Annotated in this window: 17 protein-coding genes; 13 read left to right on the top strand and 4 right to left on the bottom strand. The window is 38.9% G+C overall.

What is annotated here, in order from left to right:
• Window positions 1-205 precede the first annotated feature (205 nt).
• The 7 genes from CXF71_RS12465 to CXF71_RS12435 all read left to right on the top strand — a co-directional run bounded on the left by CXF71_RS12465 (window position 206) and on the right by CXF71_RS12435 (window position 12973).
• On the top strand, window positions 206-2287 hold the full coding sequence (locus tag CXF71_RS12465) for a S9 family peptidase (protein ID WP_101233273.1): 2082 nt from the start codon (window positions 206-208) through the stop codon (window positions 2285-2287).
• Between the two features lie 222 nt (window positions 2288-2509).
• A complete protein-coding gene (locus tag CXF71_RS12460; protein WP_101233272.1) occupies window positions 2510-4630 on the top strand; it encodes a TonB-dependent siderophore receptor in 2121 nt (706 codons plus the stop codon).
• A gap of 281 nt (window positions 4631-4911) precedes the next feature.
• Window positions 4912-6489 (top strand): methyl-accepting chemotaxis protein, encoded by a 1578-nt coding sequence (locus CXF71_RS12455; RefSeq protein WP_101233271.1) that lies wholly within the window; start codon window positions 4912-4914, stop codon window positions 6487-6489.
• A 241-nt stretch (window positions 6490-6730) separates the two neighbouring features.
• A complete protein-coding gene (locus CXF71_RS12450) occupies window positions 6731-7831 on the top strand; it encodes a DcaP family trimeric outer membrane transporter (RefSeq protein ID WP_101233270.1) in 1101 nt (366 codons plus the stop codon).
• A gap of 215 nt (window positions 7832-8046) precedes the next feature.
• The gene (locus CXF71_RS12445) at window positions 8047-8274 is read left to right on the top strand and encodes a hypothetical protein (RefSeq protein ID WP_101233269.1); all 228 of its coding nucleotides are present in this window, start codon (window positions 8047-8049) and stop codon (window positions 8272-8274) included.
• Window positions 8271-11210 carry an ATP-binding protein gene (locus CXF71_RS12440; protein ID WP_101233268.1) on the top strand — a complete coding sequence of 980 codons (2940 nt, stop codon included), beginning with the start codon at window positions 8271-8273 and terminating at the stop codon, window positions 11208-11210. The genes CXF71_RS12445 and CXF71_RS12440 overlap by 4 nt, the downstream gene beginning before the upstream one ends.
• A 128-nt stretch (window positions 11211-11338) precedes the next feature.
• Window positions 11339-12973: a methyl-accepting chemotaxis protein gene (locus CXF71_RS12435; protein ID WP_101233267.1), complete on the top strand. Its 1635-nt coding sequence runs from the start codon at window positions 11339-11341 to the stop codon at window positions 12971-12973.
• Window positions 12974-13546: 573 nt separating this feature from the next.
• On the opposite strand, the gene CXF71_RS12430 is transcribed toward CXF71_RS12435, so the two are convergent.
• A complete protein-coding gene (locus tag CXF71_RS12430; protein WP_101233266.1) occupies window positions 13547-15958 on the bottom strand; it encodes a Tex family protein in 2412 nt (803 codons plus the stop codon).
• Between the two features lie 97 nt (window positions 15959-16055).
• Window positions 16056-17342 (bottom strand): diguanylate cyclase, encoded by a 1287-nt coding sequence (locus CXF71_RS12425; protein ID WP_101233265.1) that lies wholly within the window; start codon window positions 17340-17342, stop codon window positions 16056-16058.
• Window positions 17343-17467: 125 nt separating this feature from the next.
• Between CXF71_RS12425 and greB the strand changes: the two genes are divergently transcribed.
• Complete coding sequence (greB, locus tag CXF71_RS12420) at window positions 17468-17950, top strand: transcription elongation factor GreB (RefSeq protein WP_101233264.1); 483 nt, start codon at window positions 17468-17470, stop codon at window positions 17948-17950.
• 46 nt (window positions 17951-17996) lie between these two features.
• Here greB and traF read toward each other — a convergent pair whose 3' ends face one another.
• Window positions 17997-19505 (bottom strand): conjugal transfer protein TraF, encoded by a 1509-nt coding sequence (traF, locus tag CXF71_RS12415; protein WP_101233263.1) that lies wholly within the window; start codon window positions 19503-19505, stop codon window positions 17997-17999.
• 163 nt (window positions 19506-19668) lie between these two features.
• Window positions 19669-20586: a peptidylprolyl isomerase gene (locus CXF71_RS12410; RefSeq protein WP_101233262.1), complete on the bottom strand. Its 918-nt coding sequence runs from the start codon at window positions 20584-20586 to the stop codon at window positions 19669-19671.
• Between the two features lie 51 nt (window positions 20587-20637).
• Between CXF71_RS12410 and CXF71_RS12405 the strand changes: the two genes are divergently transcribed.
• The 5 genes from CXF71_RS12405 to spoT all read left to right on the top strand — a co-directional run bounded on the left by CXF71_RS12405 (window position 20638) and on the right by spoT (window position 26639).
• Entirely contained in the window at window positions 20638-21348 is a 711-nt protein-coding gene (locus CXF71_RS12405) for a DUF445 domain-containing protein (protein ID WP_101233261.1), read from the top strand.
• 243 nt (window positions 21349-21591) lie between these two features.
• Window positions 21592-22782, top strand: coding sequence for an amino acid aminotransferase (locus tag CXF71_RS12400; RefSeq protein WP_101233260.1), 1191 nt, complete (start codon window positions 21592-21594; stop codon window positions 22780-22782).
• 125 nt (window positions 22783-22907) lie between these two features.
• A complete protein-coding gene (gene gmk / locus CXF71_RS12395; RefSeq protein WP_232771463.1) occupies window positions 22908-23564 on the top strand; it encodes a guanylate kinase in 657 nt (218 codons plus the stop codon).
• Window positions 23565-23942: 378 nt separating this feature from the next.
• Entirely contained in the window at window positions 23943-24230 is a 288-nt protein-coding gene (gene rpoZ / locus CXF71_RS12390; protein ID WP_101230002.1) for a DNA-directed RNA polymerase subunit omega, read from the top strand.
• 300 nt (window positions 24231-24530) lie between these two features.
• The gene (gene spoT, locus CXF71_RS12385) at window positions 24531-26639 is read left to right on the top strand and encodes a bifunctional GTP diphosphokinase/guanosine-3',5'-bis pyrophosphate 3'-pyrophosphohydrolase (protein ID WP_101233259.1); all 2109 of its coding nucleotides are present in this window, start codon (window positions 24531-24533) and stop codon (window positions 26637-26639) included.
• The last annotated feature ends 56 nt before the right edge of the window (window positions 26640-26695 follow it).

Here is a 26695-nt window from a genome sequence, read left to right as displayed (position 1 = left end):
TAAATTATTTAACCACTACCTAAACTAACACCTTGATCTAAGCCCTAGAGTGGTCTGCAGATACCTAGGTAATCTCTATTTAATCTCGATTATCACTCTTTTCATCGAATTTTATACAATTACCATTGGTTTAACGCTCAAAAAAACATAAACTCAGGAGTGCTCTTTATTCCTTTCTTTTTCAAATAGACCTCTAGGACTAGATATGAAACCAAAAATAAACGCGTTAAAACAGGCCTTAGCGATCAGCTTAGGTTTGCTTACTTGTTCAGTCGCATCGGCAGAGCAAGCAAGTAAAATTATTACCGCTGAAAACCTTGCGACCCTGCAATCAGTAAGTCAAGCACAAGTAAGTCCAAGTGGTGAGCACATTGCTTACACGCGCTCAGTGCCTCGTGAAATTTATGTTGAAAAAGATGGTACTAACTGGGGTGAACTCTATCTTGTTAATGATAAAGGTGAAGAGCGTCCTTATATTACCGGTAAAGTAAATGTTAGCAATATTCAGTGGTCTGCTGATGGCTCACTGATATATTTCTTAGCAAAAATGAACGATGACAAATTCACTACGCTTTATCAAATTCCAGCAAACGGTGGTCAAGCGCAAAAAGCCCTTGTGTTAAAAGATACCAGCATTAGTAACTACTCACTTAGCGCTGATAACAAAAAAATCGCCATTTTAGCGAAGAAAGCAAAAGAAAAATCCGTTAAAAAGCTGACAGATTTAGGCTTTAAAGCAGAAGTTTTTGAAGAAGAGTTAACTAATCAACTTTTATACGTCACTGACCTTACCCAATCTGATAAGGCAATCACTCCAGAAGCATGGAAAATTAAAGGTTATGTTTCTGATGTGCATTTTTCACCAACGGGTAAAGACTTGTTAGTAAAAACTCAACCAACTGCACTCATTGATGACAAGTACATGAAGTCACAATGGCATATTTTTGATATCGCGAAAAAAACCGTTAAGACTTCTTTTGCAACTGAAGGTAAATTAGGTGCCGCTGAATTTTCATACGATGGCCAATATGTTGCACTACACGGTGCACAAAACAAACATGATCCTGCCACAGGTCGTTTATTTATTGCTAATGTTAGCTCAGGTAAAGTAGATAACTGGTTACCAAACTTTAAAGGTCACGTTAGTGACTTTGAATGGTCTAATAAGCGCAATGAATTATTTTTTATTGCCAATATAGGCACCCAGTCTGTTATTGCCAAAATTAAACCTGGCTCTAATGAATACAAAACGGTTGTTGCCGGTGGTAAATTTATCGCGGGTAACCTGAGTATCTCTAATTCAGACAAAACGGTTGTTGTTAAAGCGAATACAGCACAGCATCCAAACGAAGTATTTCTGTTGCGCGGTAAAAAAGAAATTCGTTTAACTGACTCAAATACTTGGTTAAACGATATAGCGCTTGCGAAACAAGAAAGCATTACCATTAAAGCCCGTGACGGTGTTGAGATTGGTGGTGTTTTAGTTTATCCACTTGATTACAAAAAAGGTCAACGTTACCCATTAATCATGTCTGTTCACGGCGGTCCAGAAAGCCACGATAAAGATGGTTGGATAACCGCTTACTCTCGTCCTGGCCAATTAGCCGCTGCACAAGGTTATGCTGTGTTTCATCCAAACTACCGTGGTAGCACAGGTAAGGGCGTAGACTATTCTAAATTGGGTCAAAACGATTATGCGGGTAAAGAATTTGATGACTTGGTTGACCTTAAAAATCACCTCGTTAACATTGGTTTAGTCAATGAGAAAAAAGTCGGTATTACCGGTGGTTCATACGGTGGTTATGCTTCCGCTTGGGGCGCAACTAAGTTAACTAAGCATTTTGCCGCCAGTGTTATGTTTGTTGGTATTTCTAACCAGTTATCAAAATTTGGTACTACCGATATTTCTAACGAAATGAATTTAGTGCATGCGCGTTCGTATCCGTGGGACAAATGGCAATGGTATCTAGAACGTAGCCCTATTTATTGGGTAGAGCAATCACAAACGCCGTTACTTATCATGCATGGTAAAGCCGATCCTCGCGTACATCCTGCACAATCGATGGAAATGTACCGTTACATGAAGGTACATGGTAAAACAGTTCGTTTAGTTTATTATCCAGGCGAAGGTCATGGAAATAAACGTGCTGCAGCTAAGTATGATTACAGCTTACGTTTAATGCGTTGGATGGATAACTATCTAAAACATGATAACAAGCCAATGCCTGCTCATGATTTACCCCATGCAGCTAACTTAACAGCAAAAAAAGACGCTGATAAGCTATAAAGAGCAGTCGCTTTAGTTAAAATATCCCCCAAAAGGTCAGCTTTGCTGGCCTTTTTTATTGCCTTAAAAACAAGATAAATGTGCGTTAAATCAAACGCCAGAAAGATAACTCAAATAAAAACAAAATACCCGTTGCAAATGATAATGATTGTCATTAGAATTCGCACCATAATTTTATTGCACACTTTTTTACGCTTATATTAATTAAGGTTTTAGTTATTTATGAAGTTTTCTCCACTCTTTTTAGCCGTCAGTGCGGTGCTTTCCTCTACGGCAGTTTTTGCTAATACACCTGATAATTCAGCCGTTAGTACCCCAGACAGTTCTCAAAAAAACAATGCACTGGAAGTCATTGAAGTTAAAGGCAGTTATTTTCATGGGTATAAGGTTGATAATGCTAATGGTGCCATGCGTGGTGATATTTCATTATTAGAAACAGCACAATCAGTCACCGTTATTCCTGATACAGTAATTAACGAACAACTCGCCACGACCTTAGGTGAAGTACTGGTAAATGACGCCAGCTTAACCGCTGGTTCAAAACAACGTAACCGTGAAGTATTTAACTTACGTGGCTTTGAATTAAGCTCATCAAATGGTTACTTACGCGATGGTCATCAGCATTGGTCTCATTACCAACAACCGATTGAAACACTTGAAAGCATTGAGGTAATCAAAGGCCCATCAAGCATACTATACGGCCAATCGGGTCCTGGTGGCTTAGTTAATATGGTTACCAAAAAACCAACGGCTAACAGTATTTTTACCCTAGGCGTGGATTTTGACCAAGAAGGCTCATCTCGCTTAACGTTAGATGCAGGTGGCGCACTTACTGACGATGAATCGCTGCGATACCGCGCAAATTTAGTAAAACAAGATGTGACCTATCTGCGTGAATATCAAAATGGCGAGCAAAGAAAGCGTGAACGTTTCCTTGGCGCACTTGTGGTTGATTACGATGTGAATGACGATTTACTGGTTAGCGTTCACTACGATAGAACCAACGATAAAGCGGGCTTAGACACCGGTGCTTGGCTTGATGATGCAGGCAAGGTTATTGGTGATGATAAAACGATTCGTGATATGTCATGGGCATTTACCGACATCACAGTAGAAAATTACGGTGTTGATGTTAATTATATATTAAATGATTCATGGCAAGTAAAAGTGGGCTATAACGAGCAAACGTTCGAGCGTCAACGTTTTGAGTCAGCGCCGAAAAAACCTAGTGGCTTTGTTGAAGGTGATAGCTATACCTCAAAACCTTATGATCGTTATGATGATTGGCAGTTTACTACTGGCTTCATTGATTTTACTGGTGAATTTGAGCTGGCTGGTGTTGAGCATAACTTGCTGATCGGTGCTAACTATCTTGATTATTCTTACGACCAAGTGAAATATAAGGCTGGAGAGAAATCGTTTACCTATGCTGCGGGTCAAACTGAGCCCCCTCGCCCTGATATTGACTATTCCGCCCCCGATAGCACTTCTAATAGCGAATACGACTATTACGGTATTTATATCCAAGATTTAATAACGATTAACCAAGCGTGGCAAGTGATGATTGGTGGTCGATATGATCAACAAAGCAAAGAAGGTGCTGATAATGAATCATTACTGCCTAAAGCGGGTTTGCTTTACCATCCAAGTGATAGCACTACTTTCTATGCCAGTTATAGCGAAGGTTTTGAACCTCAACGCAGTGAAACCATTAATGATGATGACGATTTAAACTACGGCATGGAAATCGATGCCATGACCTCTGAGCAATATGAGCTAGGGGCAAAATGGCAACTATTCGATGATCGCTTATTACTGACATCAGCCATATTCGATATTACCAAATCCGGCGTGTTAGTGACCGAGTATTATGAAGACGATAGCTACCGAACTTCACAAGTAGGCGAGCAACGTCACAAAGGCTTTGAAATGGCAGCGCAAGGCGCGGTTACCGATAAACTTTTTGTTATGACATCAGTTATGAATCTTGATGCAGTTTATGAAAATGATGAACAGTACACCGGTAAAACACCTGTTGATGCTCCAGAGTGGTCAGCATCCATTTGGTCTCGTTATGAAATCACCGAAAACCTTGCCATTAATGCTGGCGCTTTTTATGAAGGCGAGCGCTTTGCTGATACTGATAATACGATTGTTAAAGAGGCTTATACCCGTATTGATGTGGGTGCTACCTATAAAATAAACGTAAGTAATACTGATATTAACTTACGCTTTAATGTGCAGAACTTATTTGATACCGACTACCTTGCTGGTGGCGGCATATCTAACGTAACCGTGGGTGATAGCAGAAGTTATCGCCTTGCCATGCAAGTGGCTTTTTAATCAGCCTACTAAGGTAAAATAACAACAAAGAGCCTAGCGGTTAAAGCAAAAATCAACTGCTTTTCCCTAGGCTTTTTTGTTACTTTTCCCGATGATATTTCCATTAAATTTAAGCCATTCAACACTAAAGTCTAATGCCCGCACCATTGTTTTTAGTGTTAGCCTCGTCATTAGTTATTTCTATACTTTCTAAAAAGTTGGCAGGGAAGTTAACAAGTATAAGGAACTTATTTAACCATACTTTACGGTGCTTCGTGCGCTAAGCTGTTAGTGAGAATAAAATGCATAAAAACCGCTTTCCTACCATAGTATTACTATCGACTTTAATAACCTTGTTCGCTTATTTTAGCCATTTCTATATTACTTCAGCACTCATTACTGCAGCCTGTATCTTTATTTTTAGCAGCGTTTCGCTGGTAGTTTTGTCCAAGATGATGCTTAAACAAAGCCAAAAACGTGCTGAAACTTTAGCTAAGCAAACCCCTAGCAAAGTTGAACTAGGCATAATTGGCGGTGAAATTGATAGTAAAGCAAGTGAACTTGCGATTAATTCCGCCGAAATTAGCTTTTTCTTAACGCAGCTAAGTGGTGCAATAAACAAATCGAGTGATGATGTTGATCGCCTAGCGACTGCAGCAGAACAAATGTCAGCCAACAGTAAACAAATCAACGACAATGCCGTGCTTGCTTCTCAACAGGCCAGCCATGCTATGACAGCAAGTAACGCGAGTTCAAGCCAACTAGCTGACAATATCAATATTGTTAATCAGCTTAGCCAATCAGTAAATAATGCCGCAGATAAAATACACTCACTTCAACAAAAATCTCAGGCGATTCAAAGTATTACTGATGTTATCGATGGCATTTCCTCACAAACTAATTTACTTGCGCTTAATGCCGCCATTGAAGCCGCACGTGCGGGGGAGCAAGGTCGTGGTTTTGCGGTTGTCGCTGATGAAGTACGAGCTCTTGCGGGGAAAACAGCCGACGCTACGGCACAAATAGGTGAGATGCTGAAAAAAACCAGTGATGAAACCAGTGAAACAACAAAGGTCATGTCTCAAATTGTGGAACAAACGAATAGCGTAGTCACCACAATGACAGCTTTGTCACACGGTTTTGCTGAAATTGACCAACTGATGACTGACTCCTCTGCAGCTAGTGATCAGATCAGCCATGCATTGAAAGAGCAAGATTTTGCCGCAGAAGAGATTTCATCTTCGGTAGTTCGTTTACATGATTTTTTATTGAGTAAAAGTAGCGAGACTCAAGCCGCATCAATTCAAGCGCAATCTCTGTCCAATAGTACCGAATCAATTTTCGTTCATATTTCGTCTTTTGAAAGTAATTCTCTCATTGCGAATATGTGTCAACAGGCACAACTTGCCGCCAGCCAAGTCAGTCAATTATTTGAACAAAGTATCGAGAAAAACATTATCGCTCAGCAGAAGTTATTCAACTTTAATTACCAACAATTAGGGTGTAGTGAACCAAAAAAATACAGCACCTCTTTTGATACATTTACCGACCAACACTTACCTAAAATTCAAGAGCCCTTATTAGTACAATTTCCTCAGATGATTTATGCCGGTGCAGTTGATATCAATGGCTACTTCCCAACGCATAACAAGTGTTTCTCTAAACCTCTAACGGGTAATGCCGAAGTTGATGTTATCAATAATCGTACTAAGCGACTATTTAATGACCCAACAGGCATTCGTTGTGGCAAGCATACTGACAAATTTCTTTTACAAACTTATAAGCGTGATACCGGTGAAATTATGCATGATGTGTCTGCGCCAATATTTGTTCAGGGGAAGCACTGGGGCGGTTTTAGAGTTGGCTTTAAAGCCAATTAATTGTCTAAACAGCTAAAAATCGACTAAAGTCTACCCTGTTTTTGTAGCAATGTAGACTTAGGTCTAATTCCTTTTGTTCACTTTACACTCTAACTTATTATTCAATCACAAAAAGTAACAACTAGACAAATTAAAACTAAAATAATAAGAGGCATTTAAGACCTCATAAAAGATTAAAAGCTTGAATCAATCACATAACAATAAGTCACGTAAAAACAAATAAAACAAAATGGGGAATACCATGTTCAATAATTCATTATTTAAAGTTAAAAAATTAGTACTCGCAACCACTTTATTAGCCGTTACGGGTGCCGCTAATGCCGGTTACACTATTAATTTAGATGACGGTGACAGCCTAACTTTTGGTGGTTACGTTAAAGTTGATGCGCGTTATATGAGTGGTAATATTGCCGCAAACAATTACTTTATTGGTAGCGCTACTGCGCTAGACAGTGACATTTCCAACTTTGGTATTTCGGCCAATGAAACCCGTTTTAACACTAAATATGTTCATGGTGACGTCACCGGTTTTATTGAAATAGATTTTTACGGTGAAGGTACCTCAGGAGGAGGAAATGAAATCATTTCTAACTCTTCTAAACCACGTTTACGTCACGCTTTTGTTCAATATAAAGATATCTTAGTGGGTCAAACGTGGACTACCTTCCAAAATACCAGTTCACTGGCAGAATCCGCTGATTTTGGTGGCCCGTTAGTAGCCTCTGCCTTTATCCGTCAAGGTCAGGTCCGATATACCAATGGTGGTTTACAACTTTCCATTGAAAACCCTGAAACCTATGGCGGTGTTCATGGCGAGGACTCTATTCCAGACTTTATTGGTAAATATACCTTTAAAGGCGACTGGGGTAATGTTTCTGTTTCGGGTCTAGCACGTCAATTACAAACTGTTGATGGCTCTGAATCGGCTGTGGGTTTTGGTGTTGCTGGTCGTATTAATACTTTTGGTAAAGATGATGTTCGTTTCCAAGTACACGGTGGCAATACCGGTCGTTATGTCGGTGTTGCCGCAGCAACTGATGTAGCAATGAATAATGAGGGTAAAATGGATGTTGAAGAAACGACTTCAGTGATGGTTGCTTATCGTCATTTCTGGACTGAAAAACTTCGCAGCTCAGTATTCTTTGGTAATACCACGACAGATCTTACCGACAGAGATCGTACTCACGTTGGCGTAAACTTATTCACTAACGTAACTAAGCAGTTATCGTTTGGTATTGAAATAGGCCAGTTTAGTGCTGACAGCTTGTTAGATGCAAACAAAAATCCTATAAGTGACCCTGACTCTACTTACGTACAATTTTCGACTAAATTCGTATTATAGTTTTATCGTCTGAGCCAACAAAGCACAGAGAAAACAATACTGTTTAGTATTACAACTTGCGTTAGTTAACCTCTTTTGAGGTTATTTTATAGGGAAGCATTTGCTTCCCTTTTTTTATGCGAAAATATAAGCTTGTCGATTCTAGATTAGCTATTGATAAATAAATCTTTTTATACCTATAATGAATCAACACTTTTCCGTAACCGGTTAATAAAATGTCTCATGATATCGCTAAACGCAGCTTTCTCGCGGTACTGATTTTTATTACCTTTATCGTGCCCTTGATTCTTGTTGATGAAGTGTCTTTGTTAACAAACTGGTTATTCATTTTTATCAGCTGGTTTGCTGTCATTTTGTTATCGGCTATACCCTCCTCTAAAACTAAAGGTAATAATGCGCAATTCAAACAGACAGATGATACGTTAAGAAATAATCGTCTGTGATTTCATTTGCACAATTACTCAGCTTACTTGCTCTCTATATTGTTTCTCTTTTTTTATTGGCTCAATGGGGTCAATCCAACAATAAACACGCCAAAAAAATTCGTAACTCTGCCAACACTTACGCCTTAAGCCTGGCTGTTTTTTGCACTTCCTGGACTTTTTTTGGCAATATCGCTGTCTCAACCAAATCAGGTTTATTCCCAGTTGCTTTATATTTAGGTACCACCATAACTTTCATTTTTATGACGCCATTATTAAAAAAAATGGTGCAGCTCAAAAATGAATTTCACTCAACCAGTATTGCTGATTTCATCTCAGTACGTTATCAACGTTCTCAAGCATTAGCTGCGTTGATCAGTGTCTTGTGTTTAATTGGTATCACCCCTTATTTAACCATTCAATTAAAATCAGTTATCGATAGTTTTCAATTACTTACAGTGGACTCTCCGCAAGCTCAAATATTTATCGACTACTTTGATGTGCTTATTGTTTTGATGATGGCTTTTTTTACTATCATTTTTGGTGTCCGTCATATCGACCCTACGGAAAGACATCCCGGTATGATGGTGGCGCTTGCTGGTGAGAGCATCCTAAAGTTGGTTGCTATGCTCATTGGTACTTTGTGGATTTGTTATGTGATAAACCCTGGCATCTTCAGTATATTCGAACAAGTCGCTAAAGAGTCTGAGTTTAATGCTAATGTACTGACTATCTCTACCCAGCAGTGGCTCAGCTTCATGTTAATTGGCGCATTAGGTATTATTACCTTACCCAGACAATTTCATGTGGGTATTGTAGAGTGTAGCGATGCTAAGTTTTTAGATCGTGCTAAGTGGCTTTTTCCGCTCTATTTATTACTGATCAATGTCTTTACTTTTCCGGTAGCACTTGCAGGCTTACTTACGCCCGAGTCATTAGAATCAACCAACTTATTATTGTTAACCCTGCCCTTAGCTAACCATGCACCTTTCATTGCCCTCATTAGCTTTCTTGGTGGTTTTGCTGCGGCAACTGGTATGATAATGATCAGTGCGATGACATTATCAACCATGTTAACCAATCATATTTTAATGCCCATTATCATGCAGACACCTAAGTTGTCTGTTTTAAAACGTCAAATATTACCCTTGCGTTGGTTAATGGTATTGGTAGTACTCTTTTTAGCTCTACTCTATTATCGCGTTATTGGTGACTCACAGCTGATAGTTAATATTGGCACTATAAGCTTTGTCGCCACGGCTCAATTTGCACCGATACTTATTGGCGGACTCATTTGGCGCAGGGCTAACTTAGCCGGCGCAATGAGCGGACTTACCGTTGGAGCTTGTTTTTGGTTTTACTGCTCCTTGTTACCCTCTTTAATTCGCTCCGGCTGGTTAAATTGGCCTATATTATCTCAAGACAATGGTTTTTTTTATTGGTTTAATCCAGAGCAACTTTTTGCCATACAAGAGATATCGCCCTTAACCAACGGTCTTATATGGAGTTTACTTGCCAATATTCTTTGTTATGTTGGCGTTTCTTTATTCACTAAAATGTCTGAGGAAGAACAAACCATTGCACACCAATTTGTTGATATAAAAAATATCCATCTTCAAGACCATTTTTCTGATGGTACACCCGCCAATATTAATGTGCTCAGTAAAAAACACTTGGTCAAACTTGTTTTTATGCAATATATGCCTAAAGCGTTAGTGGAAATAAAAGTACAACAATCACTCGAAAAAGCAGAAATTCTAAACAAGGAAAACATCACGATAGTTGAATTATCCTCTCTAAAAAATGCAGCGTTAAATAGTTTAGCTGGTGCCATTGGTATGGCCTCTGCTTATAAAGCCTTTAAACACATTAACTTAATAAATGCAGAAGAAGAACAACACCTCGCTAGCTATTTTTCTCACTTTTTTGCTCAATTACAACTCTCTCCAAAAGAACTATTTGAACAAGTTAATTTTCATCAGCAAAAACGTGAACTGCTAGAGAGCCATGCTAACCAACAGCTAGAGACCATAGAAAAATTAGAAAATGAAATAGTACAGCGTTTAAAAGCAGAGCAAATAGCGAACTCCCTTAATGAAGATTTAGAAGAGAGAGTCACAGAAAGAACACAAGCATTAAGCCAAAGCAATGCTGAACTTAATCAAACACTTGAAGAATTAAAGTTCACGCAAGTACAACTGCTAGAAAACGAAAAAATGGCCTCGCTAGGCGGGTTAGTCGCGGGGGTTGCCCATGAAGTTAATACCCCGATCGGCATAGTCCTCACATCAATCAGTTTTATGAAAGAAAGGTGTATCAACATTGTTGATGCAATGAAAAACAAGACATTAAGTGCCAAACAATTAACCAAGTTTACTGATGAACTCGATTTAGGTTTTGACCTCTCGCTTAGAAATATTACTCGCGCGGTAGAATTGATTGAAGGCTTTAAACTGATAGCCGTTGATAGTGTTGTTGATGATGCTCGCACACTTAATGTACACGATTATTTAGAAGATATTATTAGGTCACTGCAACCTAAAGCAAGGCAAGCTCAAGTGACTATCAAGCTTACTTGCGCTAAAGATGTATTAATCACTTCATATCCCGGTGCCATAGCACAAATAACAAATAACCTTATTATCAATAGCTTAGTACATGCATTTGATGAAAGTTCTGATGACAGTAGCGAAATAACCATTGAAGTTAAGCGTTTAGCTCAAAGTATTGAACTGTATTATGGCGATAATGGTTGCAAGCTAAATGAAGAAACAAAAGCGCAGCTATTTGAACCGTTTTATACCACGAAAAGAGGGCAAGGGGGTTCAGGTTTAGGAGCGCATATTGTCTACAACCTAGTCACCCAAAAATTAAAGGGCAATATAGAGCTAATAACAGCCCAGGCTCAAGGAAAAACCTTTAAAATAACTATTCCTCATACTATTAGTCCAGAATGAGAAAAAGCTCCTGCCGCGTCTGATTAATTGCTATTTCAAATGACTATTTTATATTTAACTTGCGAGTGATTATGGTAAAAATTGAACTAAACTAACAAATACAGCTTATTAATTTCAAAGAGAATTTTATGAATTTTTTACGGAAATTTACCATACAGCAACGATTATCTATGCTGGTGGCATTAATCATTATTGGCCTTTCAGCACTCGATGTTATGAGCTTGTCAGCAGAATATAAATCGATGATGGTGCAAAAAAAGAATACCACCAAAGAATTAATTGATAGTACTTACGGTATTGTTGAGCACCACTATGCTTTGCAGCAATCAGGTGAGCTTAGTGAAAGTCAGGCAAAGGAACAAGCGCTGAATATTATTGCCAGTTTACGTTATGACACAAATAACTATTTTTGGGTGAATGACTTTACTCCCAACATGGTAATGCATCCGGTGAAACCGCAGCTAAACGGAAAAAATGTAGCAGGTGTTAAAGACCCTGATGGTAAAACCTTATTTGTCGATATGGTGAATATTGTCAAAGCAAAAGGTGAGGGTTTCGTTTATTACAAATGGGCCAAGCCTGGCTTAGACGAGCCGGTCGATAAAATAGGCTTTGTTAAAGGCTTCACTCCATGGCAATGGATTGTTGGATCGGGTGTTTACCTAGATAATATTGAAGCTACTTTTGCCGCACAGCGCAACAGGGTTATTATTGACAGCCTAGTGATCGCCTTGGTCATCATCGCGTTAAGTTATGTTATTGGTAAGAGTATTTTATTACCGACACGTTCTGCTGCTGCGTTAATGAAAGATATAGCGCAAGGCGAAGGTGATCTCACGCATTCCTTAGATGATAGCGGTCAAGATGAGATTTCTCGTTTATCTAAATATTTTAATGACTTTACGGCAAAAATGCGCCAATCATTACAAGATGTCGCCGATAATACCGCACAAGTGTTAGACCATGCTGAGGCGGTATCTGGGGCAAGTGATACCGTGCAAACCCTTATACAAAGTCAAAATGATATTACTGCGCAAGTAGCTACCGCGATGGAAGAAATGACCTCACAAATTAGAGAAGTGAGTGACAATGCCAGCTCTGCAGAACAAGCAGCGAATGATGCAAGAAGCAACACTTCGGATGGCAAAGAAATTATTTCAAATACCATTACACAAATGCAATCGCTATCGAGCAACATTGATGAGGTTAGCCAAGTAATTGCTAGTTTGGCCTCTGAGAGTGACAATATCGGCTCAGTACTGGATGTGATTAGAGGCATTGCCGAGCAGACCAATTTATTAGCACTAAACGCCGCAATAGAAGCAGCACGTGCAGGTGAGCAAGGTCGTGGTTTTGCCGTAGTCGCTGATGAAGTGCGTACCTTAGCGAACCGAACAGAACAAAGTACCAACGAAATTCAGAAGATGATACAAAAGCTGCAAGCGGGTGCACAAGATGCGGTTTCTGCGGTGAAAGTTAGTCAGGATATATCACTAAAAACAGTAGAGCAGACAGCTAAAGCGGATGATTCTCTTTCTGAAATAGACCGTTTAATGGAAGTGATCTCAGATATGAATACGCAAATCGCACGTGCTACTGAACAACAAAGCCAAGCAGCCAATGAAGTTAATGGCAGTATTAATGATTTAGCGGGCATGACCGATGAATCGTTGGCAACAACAGCGCAACTTAGTGAGACTAGCCAGCAATTAAAAGTAAGTAGCCATGGTATGTCTGAGGTCGTAGGTCGTTTTAAAATCTAATATCATTTACATTAATTTAGTGATCAAAATTCATCGAGAATAACTTTTAACCATAAAAAAACCAGTAACATTTTTCATCAAAAGTGTTACTGGTTAAACCATCAAAAATTTTAAAGTCGAATCGAACTCCGAAGAATCCCAAAGTGGTACTTAGTGGTTATGTGTCCTGGAGCATAACCACTAAGTTCCGTGCTTTGCATATACCAAATCAAATATGTTTATTCCTAACTCAGAACTATGCTTGGAGAACTAGAGCAAATAAAATTTGTGCTGGTTTAGTCATCCTAAATCAAACAAATTTGTGCAGTTATTGTTTTCCAAGCAAGCTCCCTAGGGCGAGTTTAAAAGTCTTATATACTGCGTTATTGATTTTGATAAGGGAATAACCATTATCTTCAAACAATGCCTTGCCTATAAAACTTTTAATTCTCGCTGAGTGAGAACAAACTTAATTGAATTGGTATTACCTATTTAGTGAGAGAGCATTCACTGCCTAAGCAACAAGACAAATGATAATCATTCTCATTACTATAGTCAACACTATTTCGACAATTAGTTAGAAATTGTCTGCTTTTATTTCTTCAGCTTAGCAAAAGCATCGGCAAAAGCGTTACCCATCACAGCATTGTCTACTTTCTTACCTTGTGAATGACCTTGTGACCTACTTTGCCCATTGTTTTGCTGTGCAGGTGATTTTCCTTGCTGATTTTTATTACCTGTGTGGTTTTTCACTTTATTAGTGGCGTTACTAGCACCTTGAGCTTGTGTCGGCTTTTTAGTTTGCTCCGTTGCTTGTTCATCCAAGCGCATAGTCAAACTGATTCGCTTACGAGCCGCATCAATTTCTAATACCTTAACCTTGACAATATCGCCTGCTTTGACAATTTCACGCGGATCACTGACAAACTTATCGGTTATTGATGAAATGTGGACTAAGCCATCTTGATGCACACCAATATCAACAAAAGCACCAAAGTTAGCAACATTAGAGACTACGCCCTCAAGTATCATGCCTAAGGTTAAATCAGCCATGGTAGTAACGCCTTCAGCAAAACTAGCGGTTTTAAACGCTGGCCTAGGATCACGATTCGGCTTAGACAATTCTTTGATAATATCTTTAATGGTCACTTCACCAAAATCATTATTGGTTAGTTGATCAATGTCGAGTAATTTTAGTTGCTCATCATTATTAAGTATTTTGCTAACATCAAGTTGTAATAACTTAAGGATTTTCTCAACTACAGGATAACTTTCAGGATGAAGTGCTGATTGATCTAACGGATTGTCACCGTCAGTGATACGTAAAAAACCTGCGGCTTGTTCAAAAGCCTTAGGCCCTAAACGAGCGACTTTCTTCAGCTGCTTTCTGTTGGTAAAGCGACCTTCGCTATCTCGATAAGCAACTATATTGCTCGCCATGGTTTTGTTTAACCCTGAAACACGTGTTAATAAAGCCGCTGAAGCACTGTTTAAGTCAACGCCAACCGCATTTACACAATCTTCAACGACGTCGTCAAGGGTTTTACTCAGTTGACTTTGACTCACATCGTGCTGATATTGGCCAACACCGATAGCTTTTGGATCAATTTTTACTAATTCAGCTAATGGATCTTGTAGACGTCGAGCAATAGAAACGGCGCCACGAATTGACACATCTAAATCAGGAAATTCGTTAGCGGCAAATTCCGAAGCAGAATAAACAGATGCGCCAGCTTCACTGACGATCATCTTAGTAAGTTGTATTTTACTTTCCTCTGCTTTGAAAAATTGAATAACTTCAGCAATTAATTTATCACTTTCACGTGAGCCGGTACCATTGCCAATAGCCACTAATTCAACGTTATGCTGACGACAAATATTGACCAAGGTTCGTATCGATTTATCCCAATGATTTTGCGGGACGTGTGGGAAGATGGTCGCGGTATGTAATAATTTTCCTGTGCCATCAACAACGGCAATTTTACAGCCCGTTCTTAAACCTGGATCTAAACCTAAGGTCACTTGTGCCCCAGCAGGTGCTGCCATCAATAGATCAGCAAGGTTATTTGAAAACACGTCAATTGCTTGTGTTTCTGCTTGCTCGCGTAAACTAGTGACAAGTTCATTGCTTAAACTAATATTTAGTTTGGCTTTCCATGTTAATTGCACTAGCTTAGTTAAAAACTCTGCCGCAGGTTGTTTATTTCCGGTAGATAGGCAACGTAACGTTAAGTGTTCAATGATAATCTGCTCAGCACTATTAAAAATAGCAGTCTCTTGTCCTGGGTCAACGTCAATATTAAGCTTTAAGAAACCTTCATTCCTGCCGCGTAACATGGCAAGCATACGATGAGAAGGTACTGATTTCAGCTTTTCGCTGTGCTCAAAATAATCACGGAATTTTGCCCCAGCTTTCTCTTGTCCTTTAACAAGCTTGCTGGTTAAATGCGCCTGTTTTAATAAATGAGCACGTAATTTCGCTAGTAAATTGGCATCTTCACTAAAACGTTCCGCTAAAATATAACAAGCACCTTCCAACACGGCATTCACATCAGAAAAACCAGCGGCTTCATTGATAAAATATTTAGCCTCGGTTGTTGGAGATAGTTGCCAGTTATTAAAGAGCTTATTCGCTAAAGGTGCGATACCCGCTTCACTGGCGATTTTACCTTTAGTACGACGCTTTGGCTTATAGGGCAAATATAAATCTTCTAAGCGAGTTTTGTTATCTGCTTGAGTGATTAATTTTTCGAGTTCAACGGTGAGCTTATCTTGTTGCTTAATACTCACTAAGATAACTTGTCGACGGTCTTCTAGCTCACGTAAATAGCTTAAACGCTGCGCTAAATGGCGAAGATGATTATCATCTAAACCTTGGGTAGCTTCTTTACGATAGCGGGCAATAAATGGCACAGTGGCACCATCATCAAGTAAAGTAATAGCGGCATTTATTTGTACCGCGTTAACATTGAGTTCTTGAGCGATTTGCTCGGCAATAGTTAACATTGAAAGGCAGTTCCAGCAGGATAATATGTTGGTTAGCATAATAACAGAAAACTGTTCTGACGAGAATTATACTGCGACATTCAATAGTATGGCTTTACTACAACTTAACGCAATGCACTGTATTTCCACCTTTCGCTTTTGCTTGATAAGCAGCTTGATCGGCCAAATCAAATAAAGATTTATAGTTAAAACTCCCCTGCTCCGTTGAACTGACACCAAAGCTTGCTGCCACGACCACTTCAACTCGACTCGTTTCTATAGCATGTATTTTGCTACAAATTTCATCGGCTTTACTGATAGCTTGTGCTTGGGGACAATGCGGAAGCACCACTAAAAATTCATCACCACCTAAACGTACGGCAATGTCTTCCAAACGACAATTTTGTTGTAATACCGCCGCAATATTTACTAATACTTCATCACCTTGATCATGGCCGAACGTATCATTAATGTATTTAAATTTGTCGAGGTCGATCATGAGAAGGCTTAATGGATATTTATGCCGTTTAGCTAAACTCAACGCTTTATCAATAAAGGAATTAAGAAAATAACGGTTATATAAACCTGTTAACTGATCTGTCATCGCAAGCTTTTCTAATGCTTGCTGTTGACTGATTATTTTCAAGTGTAGTTGCCGTGCCACAATCAGATTTTTAGCTCTAACTGCCAACTCAGCTTGCAAGACAGGTTTGGTAATAAAATCATTCGATCCTACCTTTAACACATTAATTCTTTCACTGGCTTTAGACGTTGCTGACATAGCCAAAATTGGGACTAACTTTTTATCATCATCGCGGGCTCTAATCTCTTGTATCATTTCAATGCCATCTTTTTTTCCGGCTAAAATAATATCGAGTAAGACTAAGTCGTAACAATTTTCTTCGAATAAAACTAAACCCTGTTCCGCAGAACAGCTGTGGTCAAAAGTTAAGCCCATTTGCGTAAGAATATCCATCGTCATATTGGCAAGTGTCAAGTGGTCTTCAAGGTATAATATATGTCCTGAAACCCTGCTAATGGTTAGGTCACCTTGCGTTAATTTAGTTAAAATGTCTTTTAGCTGATTTAACTGATGTCGTTGACACACATGATTTATGTCTGCCGTTTTCATTTGCAATAGTTTCGACGGATCTTGCTCACCTGTCATAATGACAATGATGGTGTTAGCTAAATTTTTCTGGGATTTAATTTGACTCGCGAGTGTGGTTGCCAGCGTATCTGATAGATTCATCGCAATAATAATGAAATCTACCGGTTCTTTTGCTAACGCAATTAATGCTGCTTCACCGGTGGTGACAACTTCATGACTGATGGAAAAACCATTGAGAAATTCATTTAACAGTAATTGATACATTTTTGAGGGTTCAACAACCAATGCCTTCATTCACACGTCCAACAATATGAGTAAACTATTTTACAGTATGGTTGGTGATCATTAGTTATACCAATTGGACTAATTTATATTTAATATTGCCAACAAGCAGCTAATTAATTATGTAAAATAACACCATGAAAAAATCAAACTATATAACCCGCGCAGGCTGGGATCGTTTAGATAAAGAACTTAAATTTCTTTGGAAAGACGAACGCCCAAAAATAACGCGCTCAGTCAGTGAAGCAGCGGCACAAGGTGACCGCAGTGAAAATGCTGAATACATCTATGGCAAGCGCCGTTTACGTGAGATAGATCGCCGTGTACGCTTTTTAATGAAACGTACTGAAGATTTAACCATAGTCTATCCTGACGTTCAGCAAGAGGGACGAGTTTTTTTTGGTGCTTGGGTCACTTTAGTCAATGAAGATGATATTGAAGTTATTTATCGTTTAGTTGGTCCCGATGAGTGGGACGTTAAACGAGGAGAAATCAGTATAGATTCTCCCATGGCTCGCGCGTTATTAGGTAAAAGCGTTGATGATGAGATAGTAGTGCACGCTCCTGATGGTGAGCGAGTTTTTGATATTGTCAGTATTAGCTACAAGCTAAAAGAATAGAACCAATCGTTATCTATTCTTTAGCCAGTACATTTAACTTTATAATCTAGTAATCAAATTGCACACCGACACGAATATTAGCACCGCGTCGCATCTCGGTGCCATCTAACATGACCGTATCTAAGGTTGTTGCCACATCAATATTGATGAACTTCATCACAGTCACCCCAGCGTTGATATAACCCAGTTGTGAACCCGCTAAGTTACGGCTAAAACCTAAGCGAGCACTTGGCAACCACCAACTATCGGCTGCATAGCCACCTGTTAAGGTGAACCATTGATAATCGTCACGCATAGGGTCTGCAACAGAATTAACGTCTAATTCAGCGTTTAAACTCCAATGACGTTGGTCGGTAAAAATGCCAGCTTCTAACTTAAACTGACGCTCCATAGTATAAATACTCTCTTGATTAAGTTGATTGACGATTCTCACTGACGTAAATGAACTTCTATCAAAATCAGGAAATTCATATGTCTGCTCAAGTATATTATTTACCGAAGCGCCCAACTGGTAGTGCTCTGCTGCCCAAACGATTCCTAAATCGACATCAAAACCATTTTCATAAATAAAATCAGCATTTTTAATATCATCAAACAATTCGTCGGTATCGCTGATATCACCAATACGTGTACCTACATTAGTTAATCCCACCCGATAAAAGGTAGGTTTTATGCCCAAATATAAATCGCCTGCATCACTTTTTATTACATTACGACTATAAGATAAGGAAAACTGCGCTATTTTCGTTGCTTTAATCAGTAACAAACTGTCATTTTCGACAGACAATTTAATTTTTTTATTGGCGGGATCATAAAAGAGGGTCATGCCGTCAGAGAGATCAATTTCTTGTATCGGATCATTTTCGTCAAAATCAGGAATTGTTTTCAATTGCTCTTTTGCGTAGTCGGCATCAAGGGTTAATTCCTCAAAAATACCAACGGCTTTTGAATTACCTTTGTACGCCATACCGAATAATAAAGTTCCGCCAAAAAAATCTTCATTTAATACAAAACTCGCATTACTGGTAGCTTCAGCTTTACCGTAACCTTCAGATGCAATTAAGGCTAGCAAACCTGCAGTAGACACTACTTTTGTTTTAAGAATATCAAGGCGATCTTCTAATTCAGGATTCTCAGCAAAAACATCATCCCAAGTATAATTGCTGGTCGGATTTTCTGGCGTAGGTGGTAATTCAACCTCACTACCATCATTAACCTCACTCGGTGGATTATACAGTATTGATAATTCGTCAATTTTGGCAAATAAGTCATCTAAATCACCATACTCAATACCACCACCAATTTCAATTGAACCACCCGTCATCACATGAGGGTCTTTACGTGCAACAATTAATGCTGCTGCCGCAGGATTGCCCGCATTTGATAAGGATTTTTGTGAATAATTGAGACTAGCACTACGTGGCTGAATATCAGCCCAAGCGGTGTTACTTAGTAGTGACGCACTAAGTAAAGTAACAGCAGCAACCAAGGTATTGTATTTAGTTGCGACGTCAAAAGACTGTTTTTTAAACAAATTTATCGAAAAAATAGGCAAAATATCTACTCTGTTAGGGTATTAATTATAAATAATTGTATTATTAGTAGCCTATATTAACATGACACCGACAACTGATCACGTGTAACGCTGTTAAATTACAAAGTCATAACAACTTTGCATAATATCCCTTTCTTGCTAAACAATATTCACTGAACTTGTTCTATTTCACTCGTCGACTTCTAATAGGGATCTGACAAACATCAAGTACCGGCGGTGGTTTTTTGTAGAAAAAATCACTTTCACGTGCCCTACGTTTTATTAGGCGCTCCGCAAACATCGTTGACTCAGTATTCTCAACTTCAATATGAATTTGATCAGCTTTCTCAACATCACTCATTAATTGCATTCTAATTATTTTTGTAAAATCACGATGATCAACCGCGTAATCCCCCTCAACAACTTCAGTACGCTGTATTGCTTGCACATGTTGCATTCCGTAGACCACGCGACCAACAATGGTCATTATTTTGTCTAAATAACGTGGTGCTTGACCAATAACAAAATAAAAATGACTTGAGGCGGTATCTGCCTCATTATTTCTGGCCATTGCTATCGTACCAGGGCAATGTGTTAACCATGCTTTACTTGGACTGTCGTTATTACTGGCTTGATAAGCTATCGCAAAGCCGTCTTTAAATCCGGTTTGCTGTGCAAATAAATCCTGCTGCTGTACCGGAGTATAGGTCCATTTACTATCGGTTTGCCATTCCGACTCCATTGCTAATAGCGGAACTGACTTGTCTTTCTTACTGCCATCTTTTGGCCCCGCTTGTGCAACAAAACCGTCGATGACACGGTAGAATTTAGTGCTATCGTAAAAGCCACTTTTTGTTAAGTCGCTAAATTGCGCAACATTTTTTGGAGAGAATTGTGGTGCTAGCTCAATAACCACTTTGCCATGAGGTAAGGTTAATAATACCGTATTGTTAAGCGCCAATTGACGCCAAGGTGAATTTACTGAGTTATCCGCACCACAGGCGCTAATAAAAAAGAGCGTCGTTAACGTCAGGATACTTTTCAAAGAAGCTTTCATCGCTGGATTATCTATTTTTAAGGTAAGTAAATTAAATGCTATCATAGCCACCTTTAAAATTTCTATTCTTTGTATCATTCTATCTGGGAGTATTTCGTGAACAAAAGCCTTATCACTAACCTCATTGCATTGGCTTGCACAATAGGGGGCTATGTTAGCGAGCAGCATATTCTTTTTACCTTAGGATTATTTGCATTATCAGGCGCGATCACTAACTGGCTTGCTATACATATGTTATTTGAAAAAGTACCACTACTGTATGGTTCAGGCGTTATTCCTGCACGTTTTGAAGAGTTTAAAGTCGCTATTCGTCAATTAATGATGGAGCAATTTTTTACTGAAGATAATATTGACCGATTTCTTTCTGATAGTTCAGGAAAAGCCAGTACTCTTAATTTAGCCCCCGTCATTGATAAAGTAGATCTATCTCCAGCCTTTGACAGTTTAGTGTCCGTTATTGAAAATTCGTCTTTTGGCAGCATGCTTGCCATGGTTGGCGGTAGTGCAGCTCTACAGCCAATGAAAGAGCCTTTTATTGAGAAGATGAAACTCTCAATACAAGATATCGCGCAGAGTGAGCAATTTAATACTTTACTGCGAGAAGAATTAGAGCAGCCTGATATCATTTCCGGCATGCGGGATAAAGTCAGCGATATTATTGAAAAGCGCCTTAATGAATTAACACCACAATTGGTTAAAGAGATTGTTCAAAAGATGATACAAAAACATCTTGGTTGGCTCGTTGTTTGGGGTGGTATCTTTGGCGGTATCATTGGTGTTGTTGCTGCAATTACCGATAATTTTTAAGCGTGACTTAATTCTCACCATAGTTTAGTTCTTTATTAAGTACATCGTCATATACTTATAAAATAAAGAGCTAAACCCGTACAAATTAATCTTACTTTTGTCACTATAGGGCGTAAAAATTACTTTAATTACGCCCTCACTTTACGTTATGCTTGAGTGATTAAAAATTAGAGAGTTTTGACTCATAAGTGCGATAATGCCTTATTGACGTAACTCTCATCTAACATAAGGTAAACTTCTGTCATGTTTGGTCGTTTAAAGGCTTTGCCTGCTGATCCAATTCTTGGATTATTAGCTAAATATAGAAAAGATAACAACCCAAATAAAATTGATTTAGGTGTTGGCGTATTCAAAAACGAAGCAGGTCATACTGCTGTTTTAGATTGTGTAAAAAAAGCTGAACAACATCGTACCAATACCGAAGATAGTAAAGTTTACATTGGCCCAACTGGCTCTCCTTTATTCAATGACGAAATGGCTAAGCTTATTTTTGGCGCTGAACATAAAGTACTAAACGAAAACCGTGCTCGCACTATATCAACACCAGGCGGTACTGGTGCTTTACGCGTAGCGGCTGAATTTATTAAGTCTTGCAAAGACGGCGCGACTATCTGGGTAAGTAACCCAACATGGGCAAATCACACGGGTTTATTTGCTGCTGCTGGCTTAAACGTTAAAACGTACCCTTATTACGACTATGAAAATAAAAGCTTAGATTTTGACGGTATGTTAAATGCGTTGAAAGAAGTTAGCAGTGATGACGTAGTGTTATTACACGCTTGTTGTCATAACCCAAGTGGTATGGATTTAAACAACGAACAATGGCAACAAGTTGCTGAAGTAGCTAAAAGTGTTGGTTTCACACCATTGATTGATATGGCTTATCAAGGCTTTGGCACTGGTTTAGACGAAGATGCTTACGGTTTACGTCTGATGGCTGAAACAGTTAAAGAGATGATTGTTTGTAGTTCATGTTCTAAAAACTTTGGTTTATACCGTGAACGTATTGGTGCTTGTACTATCATTGGTGAATCTAGTATTTCTGTTGATATTGCTAACTCTGTTTTACTTTATGTTGTACGTGTTATTTACTCTATGCCGCCAGCACATGGTGCTGCGATTGTAGAAACGATTTTAAGTTCAGATGAACTTCGTACACAATGGCATAGCGAACTTAAAGCAATGCGTGACCGTATTAATGGCAACCGTAAATTAATCGTTGATAAGCTTGCTGAGAATGGCGTAACACGCGACTTTAGCTTTATCAGTCGTCAAAGTGGTATGTTCTCTTTCTTAGGTATAACCCCTGAGCAAGTACAACAATTACAAGATGAATACAGCATTTACATGGTCGGTTCTAGCCGTATGAGTATTGCTGGTATTGCGAACAGTAATGTTGATTACTTAGCAAAATCTATTGCTAAGGTGCTTTAAGCCTTCATTATTAAGAAGTCTTAACACCATTTAAATCTGGCTGAGCTTTTTTTATTCTAATAGAGTAAAATAACGCTTAGCCTTTTTTATTGGCTGTCATTCTACTGAAACTCAAGGAAAACTCTGTGATTGTTCCCGGTAATTTATTTATTCTGTCTGCGCCAAGTGGTGCAGGGAAATCAAGCCTTATCAATGCCTTGTTAAAACAAGATAATTTGGCTTCGTCAAGAGCGATGCAGGTATCTGTTTCTCATACTACCCGTGATGCCCGTCCTGGCGAAAATAATGGCGAACATTATCACTTTGTTAGTGTGACTGAATTTAAAAAACAAATCGAAAATAATGCCTTTTATGAGTATGCCGAAGTATTTGGCAACTATTACGGCACGTCTGAAGCAGCTATCGATGAACAGCTTGCACAAGGTGTTGATGTATTCCTTGATATTGATTGGCAAGGTGCTCAACAAGTTCGCATGAAAAAACCAAGTGTGACTACTATTTTTATTAGCCCACCTTCTAAAGAAGAGTTAGAAAGTCGTCTAAGAGGTCGAGGTCAAGACAGTGAAGAAGTGATCGCCAGTCGTATGGCACAAGCTCAAGCTGAATGTTCTCACTATAATGAATTTGATTACATTATCGTTAATGACAATTTCGACCAAGCCCTGCTTGATCTAACCATTGTGGTAAATAACCAGCGCCTTAAATGTCGCCAACAAAGCATTGCTCAGCAAGAATTATTTAGTAAATTATTAAATAGTGAAGTAGCTCAGTCTGCTGAATAAGTAATAAAATAAGAAATGTCCCCTGTTGCGTGGATAGAATACCAATTCAATTAAAGTAATTCCCATTTCAGGGCTATGACAGAGGTTCAATAACAAACTAAATTTTTTTGAACTAGTCATTCTAAATCAAAGGGATTTTGTGCCGTTAATGAGTCTCTGACAAGTCCCCGAAGGGCGAGTTTAAAAAGCTTATATGCTGCATTATTGCTTTCGACAAGGGAATAACCATTCTCTTCAATCAATACCTTGCCTCTAAGCCTTTTAATTCTCGCTGAATGGGAAATTACTTAATTGACTTGGTATTACTTGCTTAATTAGTGAGTGCCCAGTAAACTACGCAGCTATTTTGTAAGTTGGTTTATTAGTTGGAGTGCCCAGATGGCTCGCGTAACTGTTGAAGATGCCGTAGAAAAAGTCGGTAATCGTTTTGATTTGGTGCTAGTTGCATCACGTCGTGCTCGTCAAATTGCAACTGGCGGGAAAGATCCATTGGTAGAAGTCGAAAACGACAAACCAACGGTAATCGCTTTGCGTGAAATCGAAGCAGGCTTAATTACTACAGACATTATGAACACTTCTGATCGTGCACAACAAATTCAGCAAGATACTGCTGAATTAGATGCTGTTGCAGCGATTGTTGGTGGTCAACAAGAAGATTTTAGCTAGAGTTAATTCCTTCATCAAGAAGAATTAGTTTTAAGTCATTAAAAACGCGTACCTCATTCTGTTTTATACCAGAAAATAGGTTACGCGTTTTTTATTGTCTTTTTATTGGTTAAGCTTTATTTTTTCCTTGTAAATAGAGCGTATTGCCGCGTATGCTATTTATACTTATGATACTTCAATCAATGCCTTGCCTTTAAGCCTTTTAATGCTCGCTGAACCGTGCATTTAGAGGTAACATGAGTATTAACTAGGGTATATACTCGAATTGCCCCCATTTCCCCTCTCAATTTGGAGTATTAGGTGTACCTATTTGAACCTTTAAAAGAACTTAGCTCTACTTACCTATCAAAAGTACAAATAGATTTGCTAAAACACGCCTATATTGTCGCGCGTGATGCCCATGATGGCCAAATGCGTTCTAGTGGTGACCCTTATATAACTCATCCCGTTGCCGTAGCGATTAACCTAGCCCAGATGCACTTAGACCATGAAACCCTCATGGCCGCTTTATTACACGATGTTATTGAAGATACCGAAGTTACTAAAGATCAATTAGCTGAATTGTTTGGCCATACCGTGGCAGAACTCGTTGAAGGTGTTAGTAAACTCGATAAGCTTAAATTTGATAACAAAGAAGAAATGCAAGCGGAAAACTTCCGTAAGATGGTACTTGCCATGGTGCAAGATATCCGTGTTATTTTAATCAAACTTGCCGATCGTACTCATAACATGCGTACCCTTGGTGCTTTACGTCCCGATAAGCGCCGTCGTATTGCCCGAGAAACTTTAGAAATTTATGCACCAATAGCTAACCGTTTAGGTATTCATGATATAAAAAATGAATTAGAACGCTTAGGTTTTGAAGCCCTGTATCCCATGCGCTCACGTGCGTTGAAATCCGCAGTAAAAAGTGCCCGCGGTAACCGCAAAGCGATCATTGATAATATTGAAAAAGAGATTGCGGCACGCCTACAAGAAAGTGGTATTGATGCGCAAATTATCGGTAGAGAAAAACACCTCTACTCAATTTATAGAAAAATGCTTAATAAAGAATTGATGTTCAATGAAGTCATGGATATTTATGCCTTTCGCGTTATCGTTCATGAGAAAATTGACAATTGCTATCGCGCTTTAGGTGCCATGCACAATCTATTCAAACCGATTGAAACACGCTTTAAAGATTACATCGCAATCCCTAAAACTAACGGTTATCAATCACTGCATACCTCATTAATTGGTCCCCATGGTATACCCGTAGAAATTCAAATTCGTACCCAAGATATGGATCAAATGGCCGATAAGGGTGTTGCTGCTCATTGGTTATACAAACAAGATGGTAGTAACACGGGCACAACAGCGCAGATGAAAGCCCGTCGTTGGATGCAAAGTTTATTAGAACTTCAACAAAGTGCTGGTAGCTCTTTTGAGTTTATTGAAAACGTGAAGTCTGACTTATTTCCTGAAGAGATTTATGTCTTTACCCCTGACGGTCGCATTATTGAGTTACCAATGGGCGCAACCGCAATCGATTTTGCTTATGCAGTGCACACTGATGTAGGTAATTCTTGTGTCGGCGTTAAGGTAGATCGCAAACCTTATCCTATGAGTCAACCCATTGATTCAGGACAAACCATTGAAGTAATTACTTCAGCAGCAGCTAGACCTAATGCAACTTGGTTAAACTTTGTTGTTACCGCCAAAGCGCGTTTACAAATAAGAACTTACCTAAGAAGTTGTGAAAAGACTGAATCACATGCTTTAGGCATTCGCCTATTAAGTCACGCTTTAGGTAAAACGAAGCTTGAAGATTTAGCACAAGAAAAAATTGATAAAGTCGTTCAACAAAGTGGCTATGCTACGTTTGATGAATTATTGACCAACATAGGTTTAGGTAATGCCCTGAGCATAGGTATCGCTCGACAACTTACCGATGGTTTTACCGAAGATAGTGACTTAATCACCACAGGTACCAAGACCAAAATGCCGATAAGAGGTACCGAAGGCATGTTGGTAAGCTACGGTAAATGTTGTCGCCCTATCCCAGGCGATGCTATTTTAGCTTACTTAAGTCCTGGTAAAGGTTTAATGGTGCACCAGCAAGGTTGTCGCAACATTAAAGGCCATGAGCAACGCAGTTTATTCCCAGTTAGATGGGACAGTGATATCGATAAAGAATTTATTGCTAAGTTACGGGTAGAAATTGTTAACCATCAAGGTGCATTAGCGTTACTCACCAATGTTGTAGCAAAGTGTGGTTCTAATGTTCACAGCTTAAATTCCGGTGAAAAAGAAGCAGGTTTATACGTCATAGACATGGAAATAACCTGTCGCGACCGTATTCATTTAGCTGACATTATTCGAAAAATTAAAGTGATGATTGATGTTCAACGCGTCATTCGAAATAAATAAAACAGTTATCTCAGGCAGTTAACAAGGCTGTCTCCAAAGATTGTTATTAAAGGAAG

Origin of the sequence: Colwellia sp. 12G3, assembly GCF_002836775.1 — a bacterium.
GTDB lineage: Bacteria > Pseudomonadota > Gammaproteobacteria > Enterobacterales > Alteromonadaceae > Colwellia.
Note: the sequence above shows the minus strand (reverse complement) of the source record. Positions and strands in the feature narration are given on the sequence as shown.